Origin of the sequence: Butyricimonas sp. Marseille-P2440 (assembly GCF_900091675.1) — a bacterium.
GTDB lineage: Bacteria > Bacteroidota > Bacteroidia > Bacteroidales > Marinifilaceae > Butyricimonas > Butyricimonas synergistica.
Map to the genome: position 1 here is coordinate 45,124 of NZ_LT594608.1, position 18,396 is coordinate 63,519.

Genomic DNA, 18,396 nt, shown 5'->3' on the forward strand with positions numbered 1-18,396 from the left:
TTCCGTCATGAGCAAATTGAACAATATACTGGACGAATCTTTACTCCACAGCGCCAGCGGTGATCGGAAAGCTCTCCGTCTGTTGTTGAAAAAGGTCATCCCCGACAGATTCCAGTATTACCACGAGAGCCGGGCGATCACCCGCCAAGAGGAATACGCCGATATGTTATACAAAATCCTTCTGCTCGAACTGGACGAGGAAGAAGAGGAAAGTATCGAACTGGCAGAACTGGCATACCTGGGCTTCAGCGAGAGAATCGCATGCGACCCGGAAAACCTCTATGACCGCGTGAAAAAACGCATCATATTGATGCACTATTTTGCAGATTATTTCACGGACAGCATGATCGAGGTGTTTTTGAAGAAATACAGGGAGAACAATTTGTTGGAAGCCCGGAAACTTGCACTGGAATCCCTCGAACGGATGCAGTTGTTTGACATCTTCTTCATGGAACAGAACTTCGGCAATCGTATCGACCGGGACGAGCAACTCGCCGACGTCAGCAACGGCATCGAACTCGCCCCCAACCTATCCGACCAAGAACTGGAAGAAGCCCAACTCATGCACCGTGTGCTATACGCCTACCTAAAAGCGAAATACAGGGAATAACTCCCCATTACCCCGGGGAGAAGCTACCGCGAAACGTAAAACTTTCCCTCCTCCTGCCGCAGAAACAGGAGGAGCGACATTTCGCCCGCTATGTAAAAAAACGAATATTTTTCGTTAATCATAGGTTATTCCCTAATTTAACGTAGTTCCTGTATTAGCAAACGACAAACCTCCCCGATAAAACAGGCGGGCTTACTTCAGGCTCGCCTCCTCTTGTTCCGATTCAACCGTCCCAACAAATAGTGGGGAATCAGACAATAGACCACTTGAGCCCTAGACCACTTGTAGCATTGCAAGAAAAACACCATCCCCATGAAAATAAATAAGCTGCTCCCTACAAGCACCTGCAAGGGCAACCAAGGCAACGCCTCCGCCGGAAGCAACATCGGGATAAGTACCAACGCTCCCACCGGAGCAAAAAACTTCCCAAGCCATTCAAACAAGGTGAATAACACGACAATAATAAAAAGTGCCACCACCGTTTCGGACAAACCCAAGTAATGATAGCCGAACAACTGGAAGACAGTCCCGATCAACGACCCGACCGTGAGTAACAATACCGTGAGCACGGGACGGTTACGGAATCCTGCCTTCGAGTTCACGAACTCCACGTACGCCACAATCAGCGGGGGAATGATAAAATAAAAATTAGAAGTATATACAGCCAGACAAGCCACCGCGAACACGCTCACCAGCAAACACGCCCACCGGTAAACATCTGTTTTCCAATGACGTTCCACTGCCTCGTAAGTAATCGGTTTTCGAACCCCCAGATGTTCCATCCCCCGTTGGGTTACAATGATAATCAACGTCATGATAAAAACGGACAGCGGGTAAATCCAACCTTCAGTCCTTAACAACACGGGCAGCACACACGCCGAGATCATCGGGAACAACGAAGACCGGGTGAACAAAAGCCCGACAGCCGCAAACAGGAACGCCGCGGCAACATTGACCACCAGCGGGAACGGGGAATAAAGCACGAGAAGTACCCCGGCACAGGCTCCCGCTGTCATCAACAATACCATCTGCCCGTATCTCACCCGCCATACCCGTTTGTCGACAATCCACATACCAATGGTAAGGGCTGCCATCTCGGGAAATATAATTTCTTTCTCGCCCAAAAACTCAGCCACACCAATCATCAACAATATCATAACCAAAGCGCAAAGGTATCGCTTGCGTTGCCGGGCATCCCCAAACAGAGCCAAACGCCTTCCCGTGTTATTTTTATCCTTTTGACATTCCATATCGTTCTAATTAAAAAGCCGGTCTTTCCCGTATTCATCCATGTTTCCCGCTATTACTTTTCGCCCCGGCGGTTGCAAATATCTGAAAAAAAGAGCAATGTAGCGACAATTCCAGCTAAAAAAACACAATTCCACCCCTGCAAAAACTTTCCGTCAGACCGTTTACCCTGTTATTTTGACAAATTTCCTTTTTATTCCGTACTTTTGCAACTAGATTTAACCAAAGAAAGGCATTTATCATCATGGAAGAACAAGAGCACGTTATCTTTATCAAAAATATGGTTTGCAACCGTTGTATTCTCGTTGTGACAGAGATGCTCAAGGACTTACACCTGACACCTCTCAAGGTCGAGCTAGGCATGGCTATCGTGCAGAAACAATTGCAACCCGCTGACCGGGAAACGATCAAAGCGGCACTCGAGAAATACGGCTTCGAACTGATAGATGATAAACGAATGCGCGTGATCGAACAAATCCGGACGGCGATCATCGAGCTGGTACACTACGAGGACAATACCTCCAAGTTGAAATTATCCGAGTACCTGAAAGAGAAATGCCATTACGATTACAGCTTCCTGAGCAAACTTTTCTCCGAGGTCAACGGAATCAGTATCGAGAAATATTATATCGCCCAGAAAGTGGAACGGATCAAGGAATTGCTGGTCTACGACGAACTCTCCATCAGCGAGATAGCCGACTTGTTGCAATATTCAAGCGTGGCACACCTGAGCACGCAGTTCCACAACGTGACGGGAATGTCGCCGAGCCAGTTCAAACGCCTCAAGGAACACGGGCGAGAACCGCTGGACAAAGTGTAAGATGTAAATCATATCCATAATTCTGTAACGATTCGCGGCACGATACGTTTTATCTTTGTATGCAAAGAATAAAAGATAAAGCGTATGAAAGTCAAAAAAATATTTCCGGTGCAGGGAATGAGTTGTGCATCCTGCGCCGCCAGAGTGGATAAAGTCTTGAACGCCCAGCCCGGCGTGTACGAGGCGAATATCAATTACGCGACAGCCAGTGCACAAGTCGTGTACGACACGGACAAATGCTCCGGATCGTCCTTGAAAGCAGCAGTGCAGAACGCAGGATACGATTTATTGATCGACACGAACCGCGGCACGGATGACGAGATAGAACAGGCTCGCACGAAAAAATACCGGCAACTGAAAATCCGGACATGGGGAGCCGTAATACTGTCACTGCCGATCATGGTCATCAGCATGGCACACATTGCCCTCCCTTACATGGACTACCTCTTGTGGGCTCTTTCCACTCTCGTGGTCGTTGGTTTTGGGCGGGAATTTTACACCAACGCGTGGCGGCAATTAAAACACAGGACGTCGAACATGGATACACTGGTAGCCATCAGCACGGGCATCGCTTACCTATTCAGCGTGTTCAACTTGCTGTTCCCGGATTTCTGGTTATCGAGAGGCGTGACTCCCCACCTCTATTTCGAGGCGGCAAGTGTCATCATCGCCTTTATCCTGCTGGGACGATTGCTGGAAGAACGGGCAAAACGCAACACGTCGACAACCATCAAAAAGCTGGTCGGGTTACAACCGAAGACAGTCACGGTCATCACGGAATCCGGCGAACGGACAGTACCTATCGAGGAAGCCCGTGTCGGTGATATTATTGCCGTAAAACCGGGAGAGCGGGTAGCCGTGGACGGCACCGTAACTGATGGGGAATCTTACGTGGACGAAAGTATGCTAAGCGGAGAACCTATCCCCGCACGCAAGCGGGCGGGAGAGAAAGTCTACGCCGGAACGATCAACCAAAAAGGCTCCTTCCGCTTCACCACAGACAAAACAGGCTCGGACACAATGCTGGCTCAAATTATCCGTATGGTACAAGACGCACAGGGAAGTAAAGCCCCCGTGCAGAAATTGGTAGACAAGATAGCGGGAATTTTCGTTCCCGTCATCATAGGCATATCCGTTTTGTCATTCATAGCCTGGTGGCTGTTTGCCCCGGCGGACGGGTTTACCCACGGGTTACTGGCAATGGTCACCGTGCTTATCATCGCCTGTCCCTGTGCCCTCGGGTTAGCGACCCCGACTGCCCTCATCGTCGGCATCGGCAAAGGAGCGGAACACGGCATTCTGATAAAAGACGCCACCAGCCTCGAAATCGCACGCAAGATAGACACGGTAGTGCTCGACAAGACGGGAACCATCACCGAGGGACATCCCGTGGTCGTGGACACCCGGTGGAGCGAAGAGTTCGGGAATGCACGGGAAATTCTGTATAGCCTCGAACGGCTGTCAGAACACCCGCTGGCGGAAGCCGTGGTAAACGAACTGAAAAACGAAAGCACCGTCACGGTCACCGGATTCGAGAACATCCCGGGCAAAGGGATAAAAGGCACGGTAGGTGATGAAACTTATTACGCCGGGACGGCTGCTTTGTTTGCAGGCAACGGCATCAGCATCGACACGAGCTTGCAACAAGAAGCCGATAAATGGTCGCGAGAAGCTAAAACTGTCATCTGGTTCGGCAACTCGACAAAAGCCATCGCCGTGATCGCCATAACCGACAAGATAAAAGAAACCTCCCCACAAGCGGTCGCCCTATTGCAGAAAATGGGAATAACCGTTCATATGCTGACGGGAGATAACGCGGACACAGCCCGGGAGATTGCCCGAAAAGCAAACATCGAGCATTACAAATCGGGCGTCCTTCCACAGGATAAAGCTACTTTCATAAAACAGCTGCAACAGGAAGGTCGGAAAGTCGCCATGGTCGGGGACGGCATAAATGACAGCGCCGCGTTGGCACAAGCCGACCTGAGTATCGCCATGGGCAAAGGAAGTGACATCGCCATGGATACCGCCATGATTACGATTCTCGCTTCCGACTTGATGAAAATCCCGGAAACTATCCGCCTCTCCCAGCTCACAGTGAAAACCATCCGGCAGAACTTGTTCTGGGCATTCATTTATAACCTGATCGGCGTACCTATCGCAGCAGGCATACTATACCCGATCAATGGCTTTCTGCTCAACCCAATGATCGCTGGTGCTGCCATGGCATTCAGCAGCGTGAGCGTCGTCAGCAACAGCCTGCGCCTGAAACGTAAAAAGATAGGCTCCGTTTCCCGCGGCAACATCCCCTCAACCCACACGGAAGAGAGTCCCGACAAGACAAATATCGTATCAAAAGAAGTTGAACTAATAAATAAAGAAGAAATGAAAAAGACATTCAAAGTAGACGGAATGATGTGTAACCATTGTCGTACACACGTGGAAAACGCACTGAACAGTATTGACGGGGTAAAAGCAGTCGTAACACTGGATCCCCCGGCTGCCACGATCGAATTCACAAAAGGCGAATTGCCATTGAGCGAATTACAGCAAGTCGTGACCGATAAAGCAGGAGATTACAAACTGCACGAGTAAATAATTTGATAAAGACTAAAATAAAAGAGCCGTGCAACTAGAATGCACGGCTTTTTTAATCTTAGCGATTGGCATTAAAATCTTCTTTCTCTCGGTGCTCTATAACCTCTATTATCGCCTCCCTCTTCTCTCGGTCTTGCTTTTTTAACAACAATTTTCCTTCCTTGAAAATCAGTTTCATTTAAAGCATTGATTGCGTTGAAACCTTCTGTTTCATCTTCCATTTCAACAAAACCAAAACATTTAGAATTACCAGTTTCTTTGTCCATGATTACTTTGGCTGAAGAAACAGAACCGTGCTCTGCGAAAAGAGCTTGCAAGTCTTCACTCGTGGTGGTGGAACTTAGCTTTGCAACAAAAATATTCACAATAAAAATAATTAAAATTAATAATACATGTAGAAGAGTACGTAGAGATATATCTTTGGTTTCAACGATAAACAACTATTTAACTTCTACCGCAGCAAATATAACTAATTTATTAATAATCAAAAATTAATATCACTTTTTTTCATCATCCTATATAAATTTATCTACCCCTCCATACTCCCCCCCGAAAATCACATAGCCTATCTCCCCCCCCTCATTATTTCCCCTATTTTTTGTGTACATTCCTATTTTTTCTTCACAATCGCTTGTAATTTCAAAAAATTCCCTTACTTTTGCACCCGTTAAAACATAACGCTGGTGCCATAGCTCAGTTGGTAGAGCAAAGGACTGAAAATCCTTGTGTCCCCGGTTCGATTCCTGGTGGCACCACTGAAAGAAAAAGAGTTACTTTTGTAACTCTTTTTTCTTTTTGCCTCATTTTGTATGATTCTCAATGGTTTTGTCGGATCAACTGGAACACCCATCCAACATTTGCCGCGTACATTTCAACAACAACTCCTCATAAAAAAGAGCAATCGAAAAAACTATGGCTCACAAATTGTTTCACTCACAGATTTTTCGATTGACCTTCGTTTAAACTATGTTTAAACCGGAAACAAACCCGGGATTCCTACTTTACCCCCAAGAGGTAATCTCTCTCACTAATAGGGGATGATCTGACGAATCTTTCACGTTCACGATAATTTTCATCTGTTCAAAAAAACGTTTTATCCTCTCGTCAATTCCGGCAACATAAATCATTTTTATCCCGCACTCCGCAAGCCATTGGACGAAATAATTCACATTCCAGTTTTTCACCTCTCTATTTTTTATAGAAACAACCTTATCGTCTTCCGTCGTAATCGTCGATACTTTTATCGCTTTTTCCTCTATATTTCCACTAAGGTGGCAAAGTTGGTTATCTTCTAAAAACAATGCTGCTTTCATTCTTTTCTCTTAATAAATTGTATATGCTATATTTCATAAATTACACCGCTCTATACGGACAAAGGAGCAAAAAGGTTTATTCTTTACACGTTAATCTCACTTGGCATTTGTCGTAAAAAGTATACAATTACACGCAGAAATTACAGTTATTAATAATCCAGACACGAGCACAATCAAAGAAAAAGTACCTTTTACAGAGAATCGCACTCATCGGGTAAGTCGTATTCGTTCCTTTTTTACACGAGAACCTACTGAAGACCCACTGTAATCCTACCCAAGAAATACAGTAACCCTACACAGCCTCCGTTCTTGCTCCGTTTCTCCTGTAAAGATCCTATAATCTTTCATATAGAAACATAGGAGCGAAACTGTTCATACAACGCCCACATAGTATATTTTCCCAAGAACTTCCTCGGCTCTTCTTTGGGATTTCAGTAGTAAAAGGTCATATTCAGAACTTCCAAAATCTCTCTTTTGAGATTAAAAACCTATATTTGAAACCCGATAAGAAAAACGTTTCTTATTAGTTTCAATATCAAAGCATATATTTACGATTAAATGTTAGCATGCACATACATAAGCAAAGGGAAGTTCGGACTCCAAGAGAAGCCGATACCTCAAATAAAGGATTCACGAGATGCCATCGTGCGGGTCACGCTTGGAAGTATTTGTACCAGTGATCTACACATCAAACACGGAAGTGTACCCCGGGCAGTACCGGGCATTACCGTTGGGCACGAAATGGTGGGCGTTGTAGAACAAACGGGGAGTGACGTTACTACCGTGAAACCCGGGGACAGGGTGGTCGTGAACGTGGAAACTTTTTGTGGAGAGTGCTTTTTCTGCAAAAAGGGATTCGTGAACAACTGTACCGATCCCAATGGCGGTTGGGCTTTGGGGTGCCGCATTGACGGCGGACAGGCTGAATATGCGCGTGTCCCCTATGCCGACAGCGGACTCAACCGCATTCCCGATACGGTGAGCGATGAACAGGCTCTTTTCGTGGGCGATGTACTTGCCACCGGATTCTGGGCTACACGCATTTCGGAGATCACGGAAGACGATACCGTACTCATCATTGGAGCCGGACCAACCGGAATATGTACTCTGCTTTGCGTGATGCTAAAGAAACCGAAACGAATTATTGTCTGTGAACAATCCCCGGAAAGGATTCAGTTTGTCCGGGAACACTACCCCGATGTACTGGTGACCGAACCGGAACGATGCAAAGAATTCGTCCTTCAGCATAGTGATCATGGAGGGGCTGACGTGGTACTGGAAGTAGCCGGAAGCAATGACACCTTCCGCACGGCATGGGAATGTGCCCGTCCCAACGCCATCGTAACCGTGGTCGCTCTTTACGACAAACCGCAATTCCTACCTTTACCCGATATGTACGGCAAAAACCTTACTTTCAAAACCGGGGGCGTGGATGGGTGCGATTGCGCCGAAATCCTTCACTTGATAGAAGAAGGCAAAATTGATACCACCCCACTCATCACTCATCGATTTCCATTAAACGAAATAGAAGAGGCATATCGCATTTTCGAGAATAAACGGGATGGCGTGATAAAAGTAGCGATAACAGGGAAAGAAAGCTGAAGCTAAAAAGAGGATAGATTTTCACCTATCCTCATAACCATTCACAAGTAGTTTTCGAATGCCTGACGCATCTACTAACGACTTTGGTTTTCAAAAACAAGTCCTACAAAAGTAGCACTTCAAATACGCCTACGCAGTAGAATTCTCATCCAAAGGATGTAATTAACAAGTCGCGTACCGCCCTATCAAGTTGGAGTTCATAGGGTACGCGAATAGGCGCAAGTCCAGTTAACGCTTTAAATCCGACATGCTGAACAACTGGACATTTTCCACTTTTGGGATTTTCAGCTGTCGACAAAATCTTTTAATTCTACATATATCAGCATCATTATGGTAACTAAATTGCCATTTCAAATATTCCGGATCAACCACATTGTCTAGAATAGCCTCAAAATAGGGCAAATCCACGTCACTCAGAGAATGTCCAAGTACCGTTATCTCCTGCAATTCCCGCAATGACTTGAAAAATCCCCAATTCCGGTCTATAATCTCTCCGCATCGTTTCACGTTTTCTTTGTAATAATCCTCCAAACGCTCTTCTATCAAATCCACGGCATAATACCTGACAGGAAACCGCCAGTTACCTTTTGTTTCATTTTCCAAAAAGAAAGCCAAATAAACCAACTTATCATTCGCGAAATACCTTCCGTTTTTTCCTTTCAAATTAGGACGATACCTTCTTCTGTTTCTGTTTTTATAAATCCACTCATCAAAAGCCGCCTCATCATCCTCCACACGATGTCCCAACACCAGCTTACCAAACCTTTGTCTTCGATCTCCATGTATATACACGATTTGCTCCCGTGGAATGCCATATTCAGTTTCAAGAAACAATGTATAATTGAAGTTTAAAAAAGCTGCATCCCCATCAAGTTGCAACATTTTCTTCCTAAATCCCTTCTCGTAATGCACGGTATTAATCCAGCGATGGAAATGATACTGCATCTCGACAGAACACTCCTTCACAATATCGCTTACCCGCTCTATAATTGCATGGAAATTCGCACCAGAACCACCTTCTTCCTCGTGCAACTCCGATAAATCCTCATCCACGAAGTCAAATACCCGTTCCCGATTCAACTCGCCGAGGTATCTCTCGAAATCGCTCCACAAACATTTACAAGCCCATGTATTCCTCGGGGCAGGCAAAGCACGCCCGTATTGCAGGCAAAGCAAATAATCTTTTATAGACTGAAAATTATTCATCATTGACCTTGGCCCGAAAAACAACTCAAACATCTTTAGCGCAAAGTCATCATGTCTGATTAAATACCCCCTGAAATCCCAATAAGTGGATTTCGCCCCGTGGTATCGATCAAATCCATTTCCTATCACGTAAAGATGCCTGACAGGTTCTCCGTTAATCAAGTTCTTAAGCATAAAGGCAAATATAAACGATAAGGTAAAGTTAAACAAAGTGACTGATAAATGCGAATACTCGTGCATGAAAAGATTTTTTGAATAAAGATTCCTTGTTGTCAGAAATTTATAGTATTTTTGATATTATGAAACCAACCAACATCACCCGGGAAGAAATGTGGGCAAGGCAATGCCTGGCGGCAGAGGATATTGATTATGCCGTGTGGGAGCGGGATAAGGCGGTGTTACACCAAATGGAGAGAATCAGCCGGAGTTGTTCGTTTGTGGTTGACGTATATAAAGGCAAATATGTTTTCGCTTCCTCGAATTTCGCGGATTTACTAGGGTATGACAGCCGTAAAATCAGCACGCTGGAAAGACAGGGGGATTATTTGGAGTCCCGTTTCCACCCGGATGATTTCTCGCAACTGGAAAAATTGCAGATAAAACTAAGCCGGTTTATATATAGTTTGCCTCTCGAACAGCGGAATGATTATTGCAATATTTACAGCTTCCGGGTGCGGAATGCCAAAGGACAATATGTACGGGTGGTCAGCAGGCAACAGGTACTGGAACAGGAGCGCACGGGAAAAGCGTGGTTGATCGTGGGGAATATGGATATCGCTGCCGACCAAAAAGAACACGGGCAGGTAGACTGCACGGTGCTTAATCTTAAAAACGGGGATATGTTCTCCCCGACTCTATTATCCTCACCGCAAATCAATTTGACCGAACGGGAAATAGAAATACTACACTTGATACAGGGTGGATTGCTAAGCAAGGAGATCGCTTGCAAACTCGGTATCAGCATCCACACGGTGAATATTCACCGTCAGAATCTTCTTCGCAAACTAGACGTGCAGAATTCGATTGAAGCGATCAATAAAGGAATAGATTTAGGGCTTTTAAAATAATTGCTCTAAAAAATACCCGAAAGGGTATCAATTTACTCTTCAAAATAAAAACGATACCCGAAAAGGTACTAAAAGAGAAAACATCAAAAAAATATTGTCACGTGGATTATTGAGATAGCTATAAATAACTATTTACTGCCTCCCCCTGTTGAATTAACTTTGTTCCTCTTTTCGTGCATTTTTATATAACTAAGGAGAGGTATATGATATTCAACAAGACAGAAGAACAGGAGAAAGAGTATTTACGGCAGATCATCGGTATCATCAACGATACGATAAACAACACGGACAAGTCGGTAAAAGAGCACGTGGATACTTTGAAGGAGTACAAGGATTACCTATGGTCGAACAAGGACATCGACCCTCACGAGATACGCTCCATGCGGGAGAGCATCCTGCGCCATTTTGCATCGGGCGAAGGGGTGATTCATAAACGAGAGCGGTTGGGGAAGATTCTGGATATTCCCTATTTCGGGCGGATAGATTTCAGGGAGAGGAAAGAGGGCAGCGCAACGATGCCTCTCTATATCGGGATACACACGTTCTACGATGCCGACCAAAAGATGAACCTGATCTATGACTGGCGGGCTCCTGTTTCGAGTATGTTTTACGATTACGAACTGGGAGAAGCAGCTTATTTTTCCCCGGCGGGAGAGATCTGCGGGGAGATTTCGCTCAAACGGCAATACCGCATTCGCAACGGGAAAATGGAATACATGATAGAGAGTTCCCTGACCGTTCACGACGACATCCTGCAAAAGGAGTTGAGTGCCAACGCCGACGACAAGATGAAAAACATCGTGACCACGATTCAGCGGGAACAGAACCGGATTATCCGTAACGAGGATGCCCCCGTGCTCATCATACAGGGAGTGGCAGGATCGGGCAAGACCTCCATCGCCCTGCATCGCATCGCTTACCTGCTCTACACCCTGAAAGGGGATATTTCTTCCAAGGATATATTGATCGTTTCGCCCAACAAAGTCTTTGCCGATTATATTTCCAACGTGCTTCCGGAACTCGGCGAAGAAACCGTACCCGAAACCAGCATGGAACAGATTCTCTCGGGGATACTCGACCATAAATACCGCTACCGCAATTTCTTCGATCAAGTAACGGAATTACTCGGGAAACCCGCCCCGGACTTTATCGAGCGGATACAATACAAGGCGTCGTTCGAGTTCATCTCGCTGCTGGACAAATTTATCCTGTACATGGAGAACCACTATTTCAAGGCGACGGATGTAAAACTCACGCGGCTGATTACCATTCCGGCTGAATTTATCGAGGAACAGTTCCGGCGATTCAACCGCTATCCCATGCGCCAGCGATTTGAAACCATGACGGACTATATTTTAGACCGGATGAAAGTCAAATACGGTTTCACGGTAACCACGGCGGAGAGGAATCTACTGAAGAAGGAGATACAGAAAATGTTCACGGGCAACAATGACCTGCAAGTGTACAAAGACTTCTTCGGGTGGATCGGGAAGCCCGAGATGTTCAAGACGCGCAAGAACCATACGTTGGAATACGCCGATCTGGCACCTTTAGCGTACTTGCACATGGCATTGGACGGGAACGCAGCCTGCCACCGGGTAAAACACCTCCTGATCGACGAGATGCAGGATTATTCCCCGGTACAGTACAAGGTCATCCAAAAACTTTATCCCTGCCGAAAAACCATTCTCGGGGATGCCTGCCAATCGGTGAATCCTTACGGCTCGTCGACTGCCGACATGATCCGGAAAGCGTTCGTCACGGGCGAGGTGATGAAACTATGCAAAAGTTACCGTTCCACTTTCGAGATTACCGATTTCGCGCAAAAGATTCAGACCAACGACGAGCTGGAACCCGTCATGCGCCACGGGGAACACCCCGCCATTCTTCAATTCACCGACCCGGGAGAAGAAATTGCCGGCATCGCCGGTCTGCTATCGATATTCAAGGCATCGAACCACAAATCCCTCGGGATCATATGCAAAACCGAAGAACAGGCAAAGGAGATGACCGAAAAACTCAAGACATACACGGACGGCATTTATTTCCTTTCCAACCAAAGCTCCGCTTTTGCCAAAGGCATTATCGTCACATCAGCCCACATGGCAAAGGGGCTGGAATTCGATGAGGTAATCGTCCCCCGGACGGACGACAAAAACTACAACACCCCCATCGACAGGAGTATGCTCTACGTCGCCGCCACCCGGGCAATGCACCGGCTGACACTCACTTGCCACGGGAAAGCGAGCCGTTTTATTCCTCCGACCAGTCTTTGCACACGTCAATCCACCCCGTGCACCCGGAGCAATCTTCCAGTTCTTTGATCGACAATTCGACGGCACTGTTACTCGTTCCCGCTGCCGGATAAACCACATCAAAGCGCTTGAGGGATACATCCAGAAACACCTTCGTCCCCGGGGGAATCACGAACGGGCACACGCCTCCGGGAGCGTGTCCCACGTATTGTTCCACCAGTTCTCCCGGAATCATTTTCGCCTTCTGGTGAAAATGTGCCTTATATTTTTTATTATCGATCTTGGCGTCCCCGGCAGTAACGATCAGTATGGCTTCCTCGCCCAGCAGGAACGACATCGTTTTGGCTATCCGTTCCGGCTCACAACCGACCGCAACAGCCGCTTCCTCGACGGTAGCACTCGATTGATCCAGCACCATCACCCGCTGTCCCAAACCGAGGGTATCGAAGTATTGTTTTACTTTTTCCAATGACATAAGCGAACCTCTCTTCTTTATTTTACCTGGCAAATATAGGCAATCAGACAATTATAAACTACCTTTGCCGGGAACAAAATTGCTGAACGCATGGAAGCACAATTCATTACCCTGACCCGGGAGAACATCGACAAAGAACATATCTGTTGCGCTTTTTCCGACAAGAAATGCAAGGACAGCTACGCGCTGAAAAAGGAATGGCTGAAAAAGGAATTTGACAACGGGTACGTCTTCCGCCGACTTGACGAACGGGCAAAGGTCTTCATTGAATACGGTCCCGCGGAAAAAGCATGGCTCCCGGTGGAGGCTCCCGGCTATCTGATGATCAACTGCCTTTGGGTTGCCGGGCAATACAAGGGCAAAGGATACGCCAAAGCCTTGCTGCAAAGCGCCATCAACGATGCCATAGCACAAGGCAAAGACGGTTTGGCGACCGTGGTCGGCACGAAGAAATTCCCGTTCATGGGCGACACCAAATGGTTCCTCCTGCAAGGATTCGAAGCCGTGGAGAAACTCCCTTCCGGATTTAGCCTTCTCGTGAAAAAGATCACCCCCAAAGCGGCAACCCCCAAATTCAACGCCAGCGTGCTAAGCGGCGAATGTCCGGACAAAGAGGGACTGGTCGTCTACTACTCCAATCGTTGTCCTTTCACGGAATACCATATCCGGGAATCACTGGTCGAAACGGCTCGGAACAGAAACATCCCGCTGAAAATCATCAAGCTGGAAACCATGGAGCAAGCCCAAAATGCCCCGACTCCCGCCACGATATTCAGCCTGTTCTACAACGGCAAATTCATCACGACGGACATCAGCGCCTGCATGGATAGCAGGTTTGACAAATTATCGCTACATTTGTAGCGCGAACATTGAACAAAAGAACATTCATCGACTTATGAAACTCTGCATATAGCTACGCTCCACGAATAGCACTTACCAAACAAAGCTATTCAGCCGTAACGGATCATCCCGATCCGGCAGAGAGTTTTATATTCAATTATTTACATCAACGAATGACCCTATATCATTCGTGCTATTCTCATTGAGCGATGAATTATACTTACAAACAAATCTGGCTCATCAACTATCCCGTGATGATGAGCATATTAATGGAGCAATTAATCAATATCACCGATGCCGTTTTTCTCGGGCACGTCGGCGAAGTGGAACTGGGGGCATCCGCCCTCGCAGGAGTCTATTACATGGCTATCTATATACTGGGGTTCGGGTTCAGCCTCGGGCTGCAAGTCATGATCGCACGCCGCAACGGGGAGCAACAATATGAAAAGACAGGCAGGACATTCTTTCAAGGCTTGTTCTTCCTCGGTGGACTGGCAGTAACCCTCATCTTCATCTCCGCCCTCGTGTCCCCAACTCTCTTGAAATACTTTATCCGTTCGCCCAAAATCTACCGGGCTGTAGTGGATTACCTCGACTGGCGGTGCTTCGGGCTACTCTTCTCGTTTCCATTTTTGGCATTCCGTTCCTTTTACGTCGGGATCACCAAAACCACGGTTCTGACATTGGCGGCAATAATCGCCGTACTCATCAACATCCCTTGCAACTACCTGCTCATTTTCACGTTCGACCTCGGCATATCGGGAGCGGCAATGGCGTCCTCCTTCGCGGAGGCAGGTTCTTTGCTCATCGTGGTCATTTACACGCTTTGCAAAACGGACAAGGTAAAATACGGGCTGCAAGCCGTCTACGACCGAAAACTATTGAAAGCCGTACTCCATCTCTCGAAGTGGAGCATGATGCACTCCTTCGTCAGCGTGGCACCGTGGTTTCTGTTTTTTATCGCCATCGAACGCCTCGGGGAAGTCCAACTGGCGGTATCCAACATCACCAGAAGCGTTTCCACGATCTTCTTCGTGATCGTCAATTCGCTGGGAGCCACGACGGCATCTCTCGTGAGTAACTTGATCGGCGAGGGCAAGAGCGACCAACTTTTCCCGCTTTGCCGCAAGATACTAAAGCTGGGGTACGCCATCGGCTTGCCACTGATTGCGCTTGCCATACTGCTCAACCGGCAAATCATAGGCTGCTACACGGATAACCCGCTATTGGTCGGAATTGCCTTCACCCCGTTCATCGTCATGCTGCTAAACTACATCTTCGCGGTACCCGGCTACGTGTATATCAGTGCTTTATCCGGCACGGGCGACACCCAAACGGCTTTCATCTTCCAGGTGACCACCATCGCCGTCTACCTGATTTATCTCTACCTGCTCTGTTATTGTTTCACCGCCCCGTTAGCGGTGTACTTGATGGCAGAGTACGTGTTTGTTGCCATGCTGGGCATTCAGTCGTACCTGTATTTAAAAAAGAGTCTATAAAGTCCATAAGGTCTGTAAAGCCTGTAAGACTTTACAGACCTCACCTATCCATGTACAGCCCGAAGCGATTCCCCTCGCTATCCATGCACACGGCAAAATGTCCCTTGTAATCCGATTCTATCCTTGTTTTCGGGATGACCACTTCTCCCCCTTTTTTCCGCGCCCTCCGGATGCTTTCCTCGATACTTTTGCAACGGAAATGCACGAGCACCCCGCCCGCGGAAGGATTGAAATCAGGAACCGAGGCAATTGCCCCCATCGTTTGCCCGTCTTCGACAAAACACGCCATTTTCTCGTGCTCATATTCAAAGATAGTAAGTTCCAGATCGAGTACACTCTCGTAGAAATCGATAGCCCGCTGGAAATCGACAGCAGGAATCTCAAAAAACGCAATTAAATTTTTCATATAGCTTTCTTTATTGGTTATCTCCTTTACATACGGGAGAAATAATCGGAATAAGGTGCGCAAACGGCAAGATATTCCGCCGGGGTATAACCGGAAAAAAGTTTAAACTCTCGGATCATGTGGGATTGATCGGAGAACCCGCAAGCGTAAGCCACCTGTGCGAAGGGTGTCGCCACGTCTTGTTGCAACATAAACAACGCCCGCTGCATCCGCACGATTCGCACGAATTCCTTGGGTGTCGTTCCCATGTAGTCCGTGAACACCCGCCGCAACTGCTTGTCCCCGAGACAAGCGACACTCGACAAGCGAGGAATATCCACCCGCGGGCAAACCTCGATCTCGTGCAACACGGCTGCCACCCGCTTCATCTCGTACCCCGGGAACGTGTATAAACGGCGAATCAAGAAACTCTCTATCAATCGGATGCAATCATCATGCTCCTCCGCGTCGCCTACTTGCCTCGTCAGCTCCTTGAACTCCTTATCTTCCACCTCGTCCATCGCCACGCTCTGCCCGTGGAACAACCGCACCGGGATATGCAGGAAAGCCTTGGCGGCATGAGGCTGAAAGACCACGGTAATCATCTCCAGCCGTCCCGTCGAGAGGACATCCGAGAACCCCACCGTGTGCCCGCAGATCATCGTCCGGGGCTGCAACCGTCCCTCCTCTGGCAGAAACAGCGACTCCCCCCTGTGGAACACCAGCTGCACGCACCCGATAGGCAACACCCGTTCACGGACGGGCACAACCCCGTCAATCTCCAAAATCCAGTAATGCCGGACATAAGGAGCCAAAGCCGGGGCGGGTTTTATCATTCGGAATGATTGCATTCAAAAACAGATTTTTAAACAATACAACAAAGATAACGCATTACACCTTTGATGTATTGTAAAAAAGGGACATTTTTTCAGTCCCTTGAAGTAATCTCTGACAGCAAAAGCGTCTGATCCGACTTCTCCTTCACGTTCACGATAATCTTGACTTGTTCAAAAAAACGCTTAATCTTCTCGTCAATACCGGAAACGTAAACCATCTTAATCCCGCGATCAACAAGCCACGATATAAAAGAATTAAAGTTACGGATCTTCACCTCGCTGTTTTTAATAGAAACAACTTTATCTTCTTCAGTGGTAATGGTTGAGATTCTGATTTCCTTTCTGCGCACGTTCTCGTCGAGGTTGCAAAGGCGGTCATTTTCAAGGAACAAAGCTGCTTTCATAACTTTATCTTTAAGGGGTTATACATACCTTTATGACAAAAATCACACCACGAAACCCATGTTATGAAAACATTAAGAATTTATTGTAAACTTTTAAAGATACATGACATTCCCCCGCAGGTATCTAAAATATTTTTCGCATATTTGTAAAAACCAACACGATTAACACACTATGAGAATAGCCATCATTATCATTACCACAACCATCGTATGCCATTCATGCAAAGACAAGACACCTGACAAAACGATCACTATTGGGCACGCCCTGCCTGGCATGGCAGAGATCACTGCCAATAAAAATACCAAAGAAACAACAATCATCCTACAAATAGATGGAGAGTGGGCACTATTCGAGGCTTCTTCCATTGATGCGCTCGACGCCATGCAATCCCCTCTCACCAAGGGCAATTCCGGTAGCAAAATGCCCCACCGCATTACCATTCCCACCCCGGAAAAAAAATATTACCGGCTCGTCACCCCGAAAGAAACGTTCACTTTCTCGGAGAGGCAACTCCCCATGGCAGGCGGTTACAACTTCCGGGATCTGGGAGGCTTTCCCACCCGTGACGGGCGGCACGTCAAGTGGGGCAAGCTGTTCCGTTCCGACGACCTGCATCACCTCACGGAAGACGACCTGCACTACTTGTCTAGTATCCCCGTGACCTCCGTCGTGGATTTCCGGGGACCTAACGAGATCGCCAACGCTCCCGACAAATTGCCTGCCTCCATCCGCCACGCCGACAAACTATCCATCGAGCCGGGCAACGTGCTGTCCCTCGTCAGTTTCTCCGAACTCGATCCCGTGCAACTGGACAGCCTCATGACACAGATATACGTCCACCTCGTCACCGAACCGGCATTCATCGACCGCTACCGGACGTTCTTCCGCTTCTTGCAAGACAGCACCCGCACCCCCCTACTATTCCATTGCTCTGCCGGAAAAGACCGCACGGGCACGGCTGCCGCCCTCATTCTCTACGCACTGGGCGTCGACGAGGCGGTCATCATGAATGATTACCTCGCCTCCAACCATTACCTCGGCGATAAATACGCCAAGGAACTGGCGCAGAACCCCAGTCTTAAATCCGTGCTCACGGTAAAACGGGAATTCCTGCAAGCCGCAATCGACCGGATAAAACAAGACCACGGCACCGTGGAGAATTTCCTCGTCAAAGAATTAAATGTAGACATCCCCCGCTTCAAGGAGCTGTTCCTCTACTAATTTTGATTATCTTTGC

Annotated in this window: 17 protein-coding genes and 1 tRNA gene; 10 read left to right on the forward strand and 8 right to left on the reverse strand. The window is 47.4% G+C overall.

Annotated features, from left to right (window positions below; genetic code table 11):
- Positions 1–7: 7 nt before the first annotated feature.
- The gene (locus BN8899_RS03735) at positions 8–610 is read left to right on the forward strand and encodes a hypothetical protein (RefSeq protein ID WP_065218367.1); all 603 of its coding nucleotides are present in this window, start codon (positions 8–10) and stop codon (positions 608–610) included.
- A gap of 197 nt (positions 611–807) precedes the next feature.
- Here the strand turns inward: BN8899_RS03735 and BN8899_RS03740 are convergent, their stop codons facing one another.
- Positions 808–1,860, reverse strand: a complete 1,053-nt coding sequence (locus BN8899_RS03740) for an HPP family protein (protein ID WP_316244987.1) — start codon at positions 1,858–1,860, stop codon at positions 808–810.
- Between the two features lie 242 nt (positions 1,861–2,102).
- Between BN8899_RS03740 and BN8899_RS03745 the strand changes: the two genes are divergently transcribed.
- Positions 2,103–2,678, forward strand: a complete 576-nt coding sequence (locus tag BN8899_RS03745) for a helix-turn-helix transcriptional regulator (RefSeq protein WP_187376758.1) — start codon at positions 2,103–2,105, stop codon at positions 2,676–2,678.
- Between the two features lie 84 nt (positions 2,679–2,762).
- Positions 2,763–5,273, forward strand: a complete 2,511-nt coding sequence (locus tag BN8899_RS03750; RefSeq protein ID WP_065218368.1) for a heavy metal translocating P-type ATPase — start codon at positions 2,763–2,765, stop codon at positions 5,271–5,273.
- A gap of 74 nt (positions 5,274–5,347) precedes the next feature.
- On the opposite strand, the gene BN8899_RS03755 is transcribed toward BN8899_RS03750, so the two are convergent.
- The gene (locus BN8899_RS03755) at positions 5,348–5,641 is read right to left on the reverse strand and encodes an RNA recognition motif domain-containing protein (protein WP_040371738.1); all 294 of its coding nucleotides are present in this window, start codon (positions 5,639–5,641) and stop codon (positions 5,348–5,350) included.
- Positions 5,642–5,958: 317 nt separating this feature from the next.
- Between BN8899_RS03755 and BN8899_RS03760 the strand changes: the two genes are divergently transcribed.
- Positions 5,959–6,031, forward strand: a tRNA-Phe gene (locus tag BN8899_RS03760).
- 246 nt (positions 6,032–6,277) lie between these two features.
- Here the strand turns inward: BN8899_RS03760 and BN8899_RS03765 are convergent.
- Entirely contained in the window at positions 6,278–6,589 is a 312-nt protein-coding gene (locus BN8899_RS03765) for a hypothetical protein (RefSeq protein ID WP_018338199.1), read from the reverse strand.
- A 558-nt stretch (positions 6,590–7,147) separates the two neighbouring features.
- Between BN8899_RS03765 and BN8899_RS03770 the strand changes: the two genes are divergently transcribed.
- Entirely contained in the window at positions 7,148–8,191 is a 1,044-nt protein-coding gene (locus BN8899_RS03770; protein ID WP_065218369.1) for an alcohol dehydrogenase, read from the forward strand.
- A 228-nt stretch (positions 8,192–8,419) separates the two neighbouring features.
- Here the strand turns inward: BN8899_RS03770 and BN8899_RS03775 are convergent, their stop codons facing one another.
- Entirely contained in the window at positions 8,420–9,571 is a 1,152-nt protein-coding gene (locus BN8899_RS03775; RefSeq protein WP_231932257.1) for a bacteriophage abortive infection AbiH family protein, read from the reverse strand.
- A 125-nt stretch (positions 9,572–9,696) separates the two neighbouring features.
- Here BN8899_RS03775 and BN8899_RS03780 point away from each other — a divergent pair, with 125 nt between their 5' ends.
- Together BN8899_RS03780 and BN8899_RS03785 are read left to right on the forward strand one after the other, a co-directional pair.
- Positions 9,697–10,464, forward strand: coding sequence for a LuxR C-terminal-related transcriptional regulator (locus tag BN8899_RS03780; protein WP_187376760.1), 768 nt, complete (start codon positions 9,697–9,699; stop codon positions 10,462–10,464).
- 203 nt (positions 10,465–10,667) lie between these two features.
- Entirely contained in the window at positions 10,668–12,788 is a 2,121-nt protein-coding gene (locus BN8899_RS03785; protein WP_065218371.1) for a HelD family protein, read from the forward strand.
- On the opposite strand, the gene BN8899_RS03790 is transcribed toward BN8899_RS03785, so the two are convergent.
- Positions 12,718–13,194 (reverse strand): YbaK/EbsC family protein, encoded by a 477-nt coding sequence (locus tag BN8899_RS03790; protein WP_065218372.1) that lies wholly within the window; start codon positions 13,192–13,194, stop codon positions 12,718–12,720. The two genes, BN8899_RS03785 and BN8899_RS03790, sit on opposite strands and share 71 nt — an antisense overlap.
- Positions 13,195–13,284: 90 nt before the next feature.
- Here BN8899_RS03790 and BN8899_RS03795 point away from each other — a divergent pair, with 90 nt between their 5' ends.
- Together BN8899_RS03795 and BN8899_RS03800 are read left to right on the forward strand one after the other, a co-directional pair.
- Positions 13,285–14,055 carry a GNAT family N-acetyltransferase gene (locus BN8899_RS03795; protein ID WP_065218373.1) on the forward strand — a complete coding sequence of 257 codons (771 nt, stop codon included), beginning with the start codon at positions 13,285–13,287 and terminating at the stop codon, positions 14,053–14,055.
- Positions 14,056–14,243: 188 nt separating this feature from the next.
- Positions 14,244–15,533, forward strand: a complete 1,290-nt coding sequence (locus BN8899_RS03800) for an MATE family efflux transporter (protein WP_065218374.1) — start codon at positions 14,244–14,246, stop codon at positions 15,531–15,533.
- 40 nt (positions 15,534–15,573) lie between these two features.
- Here the strand turns inward: BN8899_RS03800 and BN8899_RS03805 are convergent, their stop codons facing one another.
- The 3 genes from BN8899_RS03805 to BN8899_RS03815 all read right to left on the reverse strand — a co-directional run bounded on the left by BN8899_RS03805 (position 15,574) and on the right by BN8899_RS03815 (position 17,158).
- Complete coding sequence (locus BN8899_RS03805) at positions 15,574–15,939, reverse strand: VOC family protein (protein WP_065218375.1); 366 nt, start codon at positions 15,937–15,939, stop codon at positions 15,574–15,576.
- A gap of 26 nt (positions 15,940–15,965) precedes the next feature.
- A complete protein-coding gene (locus BN8899_RS03810) occupies positions 15,966–16,769 on the reverse strand; it encodes an AraC family transcriptional regulator (RefSeq protein WP_065218376.1) in 804 nt (267 codons plus the stop codon).
- A gap of 77 nt (positions 16,770–16,846) precedes the next feature.
- A complete protein-coding gene (locus tag BN8899_RS03815) occupies positions 16,847–17,158 on the reverse strand; it encodes a hypothetical protein (RefSeq protein ID WP_018338209.1) in 312 nt (103 codons plus the stop codon).
- A 172-nt stretch (positions 17,159–17,330) separates the two neighbouring features.
- Here BN8899_RS03815 and BN8899_RS03820 point away from each other — a divergent pair, with 172 nt between their 5' ends.
- Entirely contained in the window at positions 17,331–18,380 is a 1,050-nt protein-coding gene (locus tag BN8899_RS03820) for a tyrosine-protein phosphatase (protein WP_082986894.1), read from the forward strand.
- The last annotated feature ends 16 nt before the right edge of the window (positions 18,381–18,396 follow it).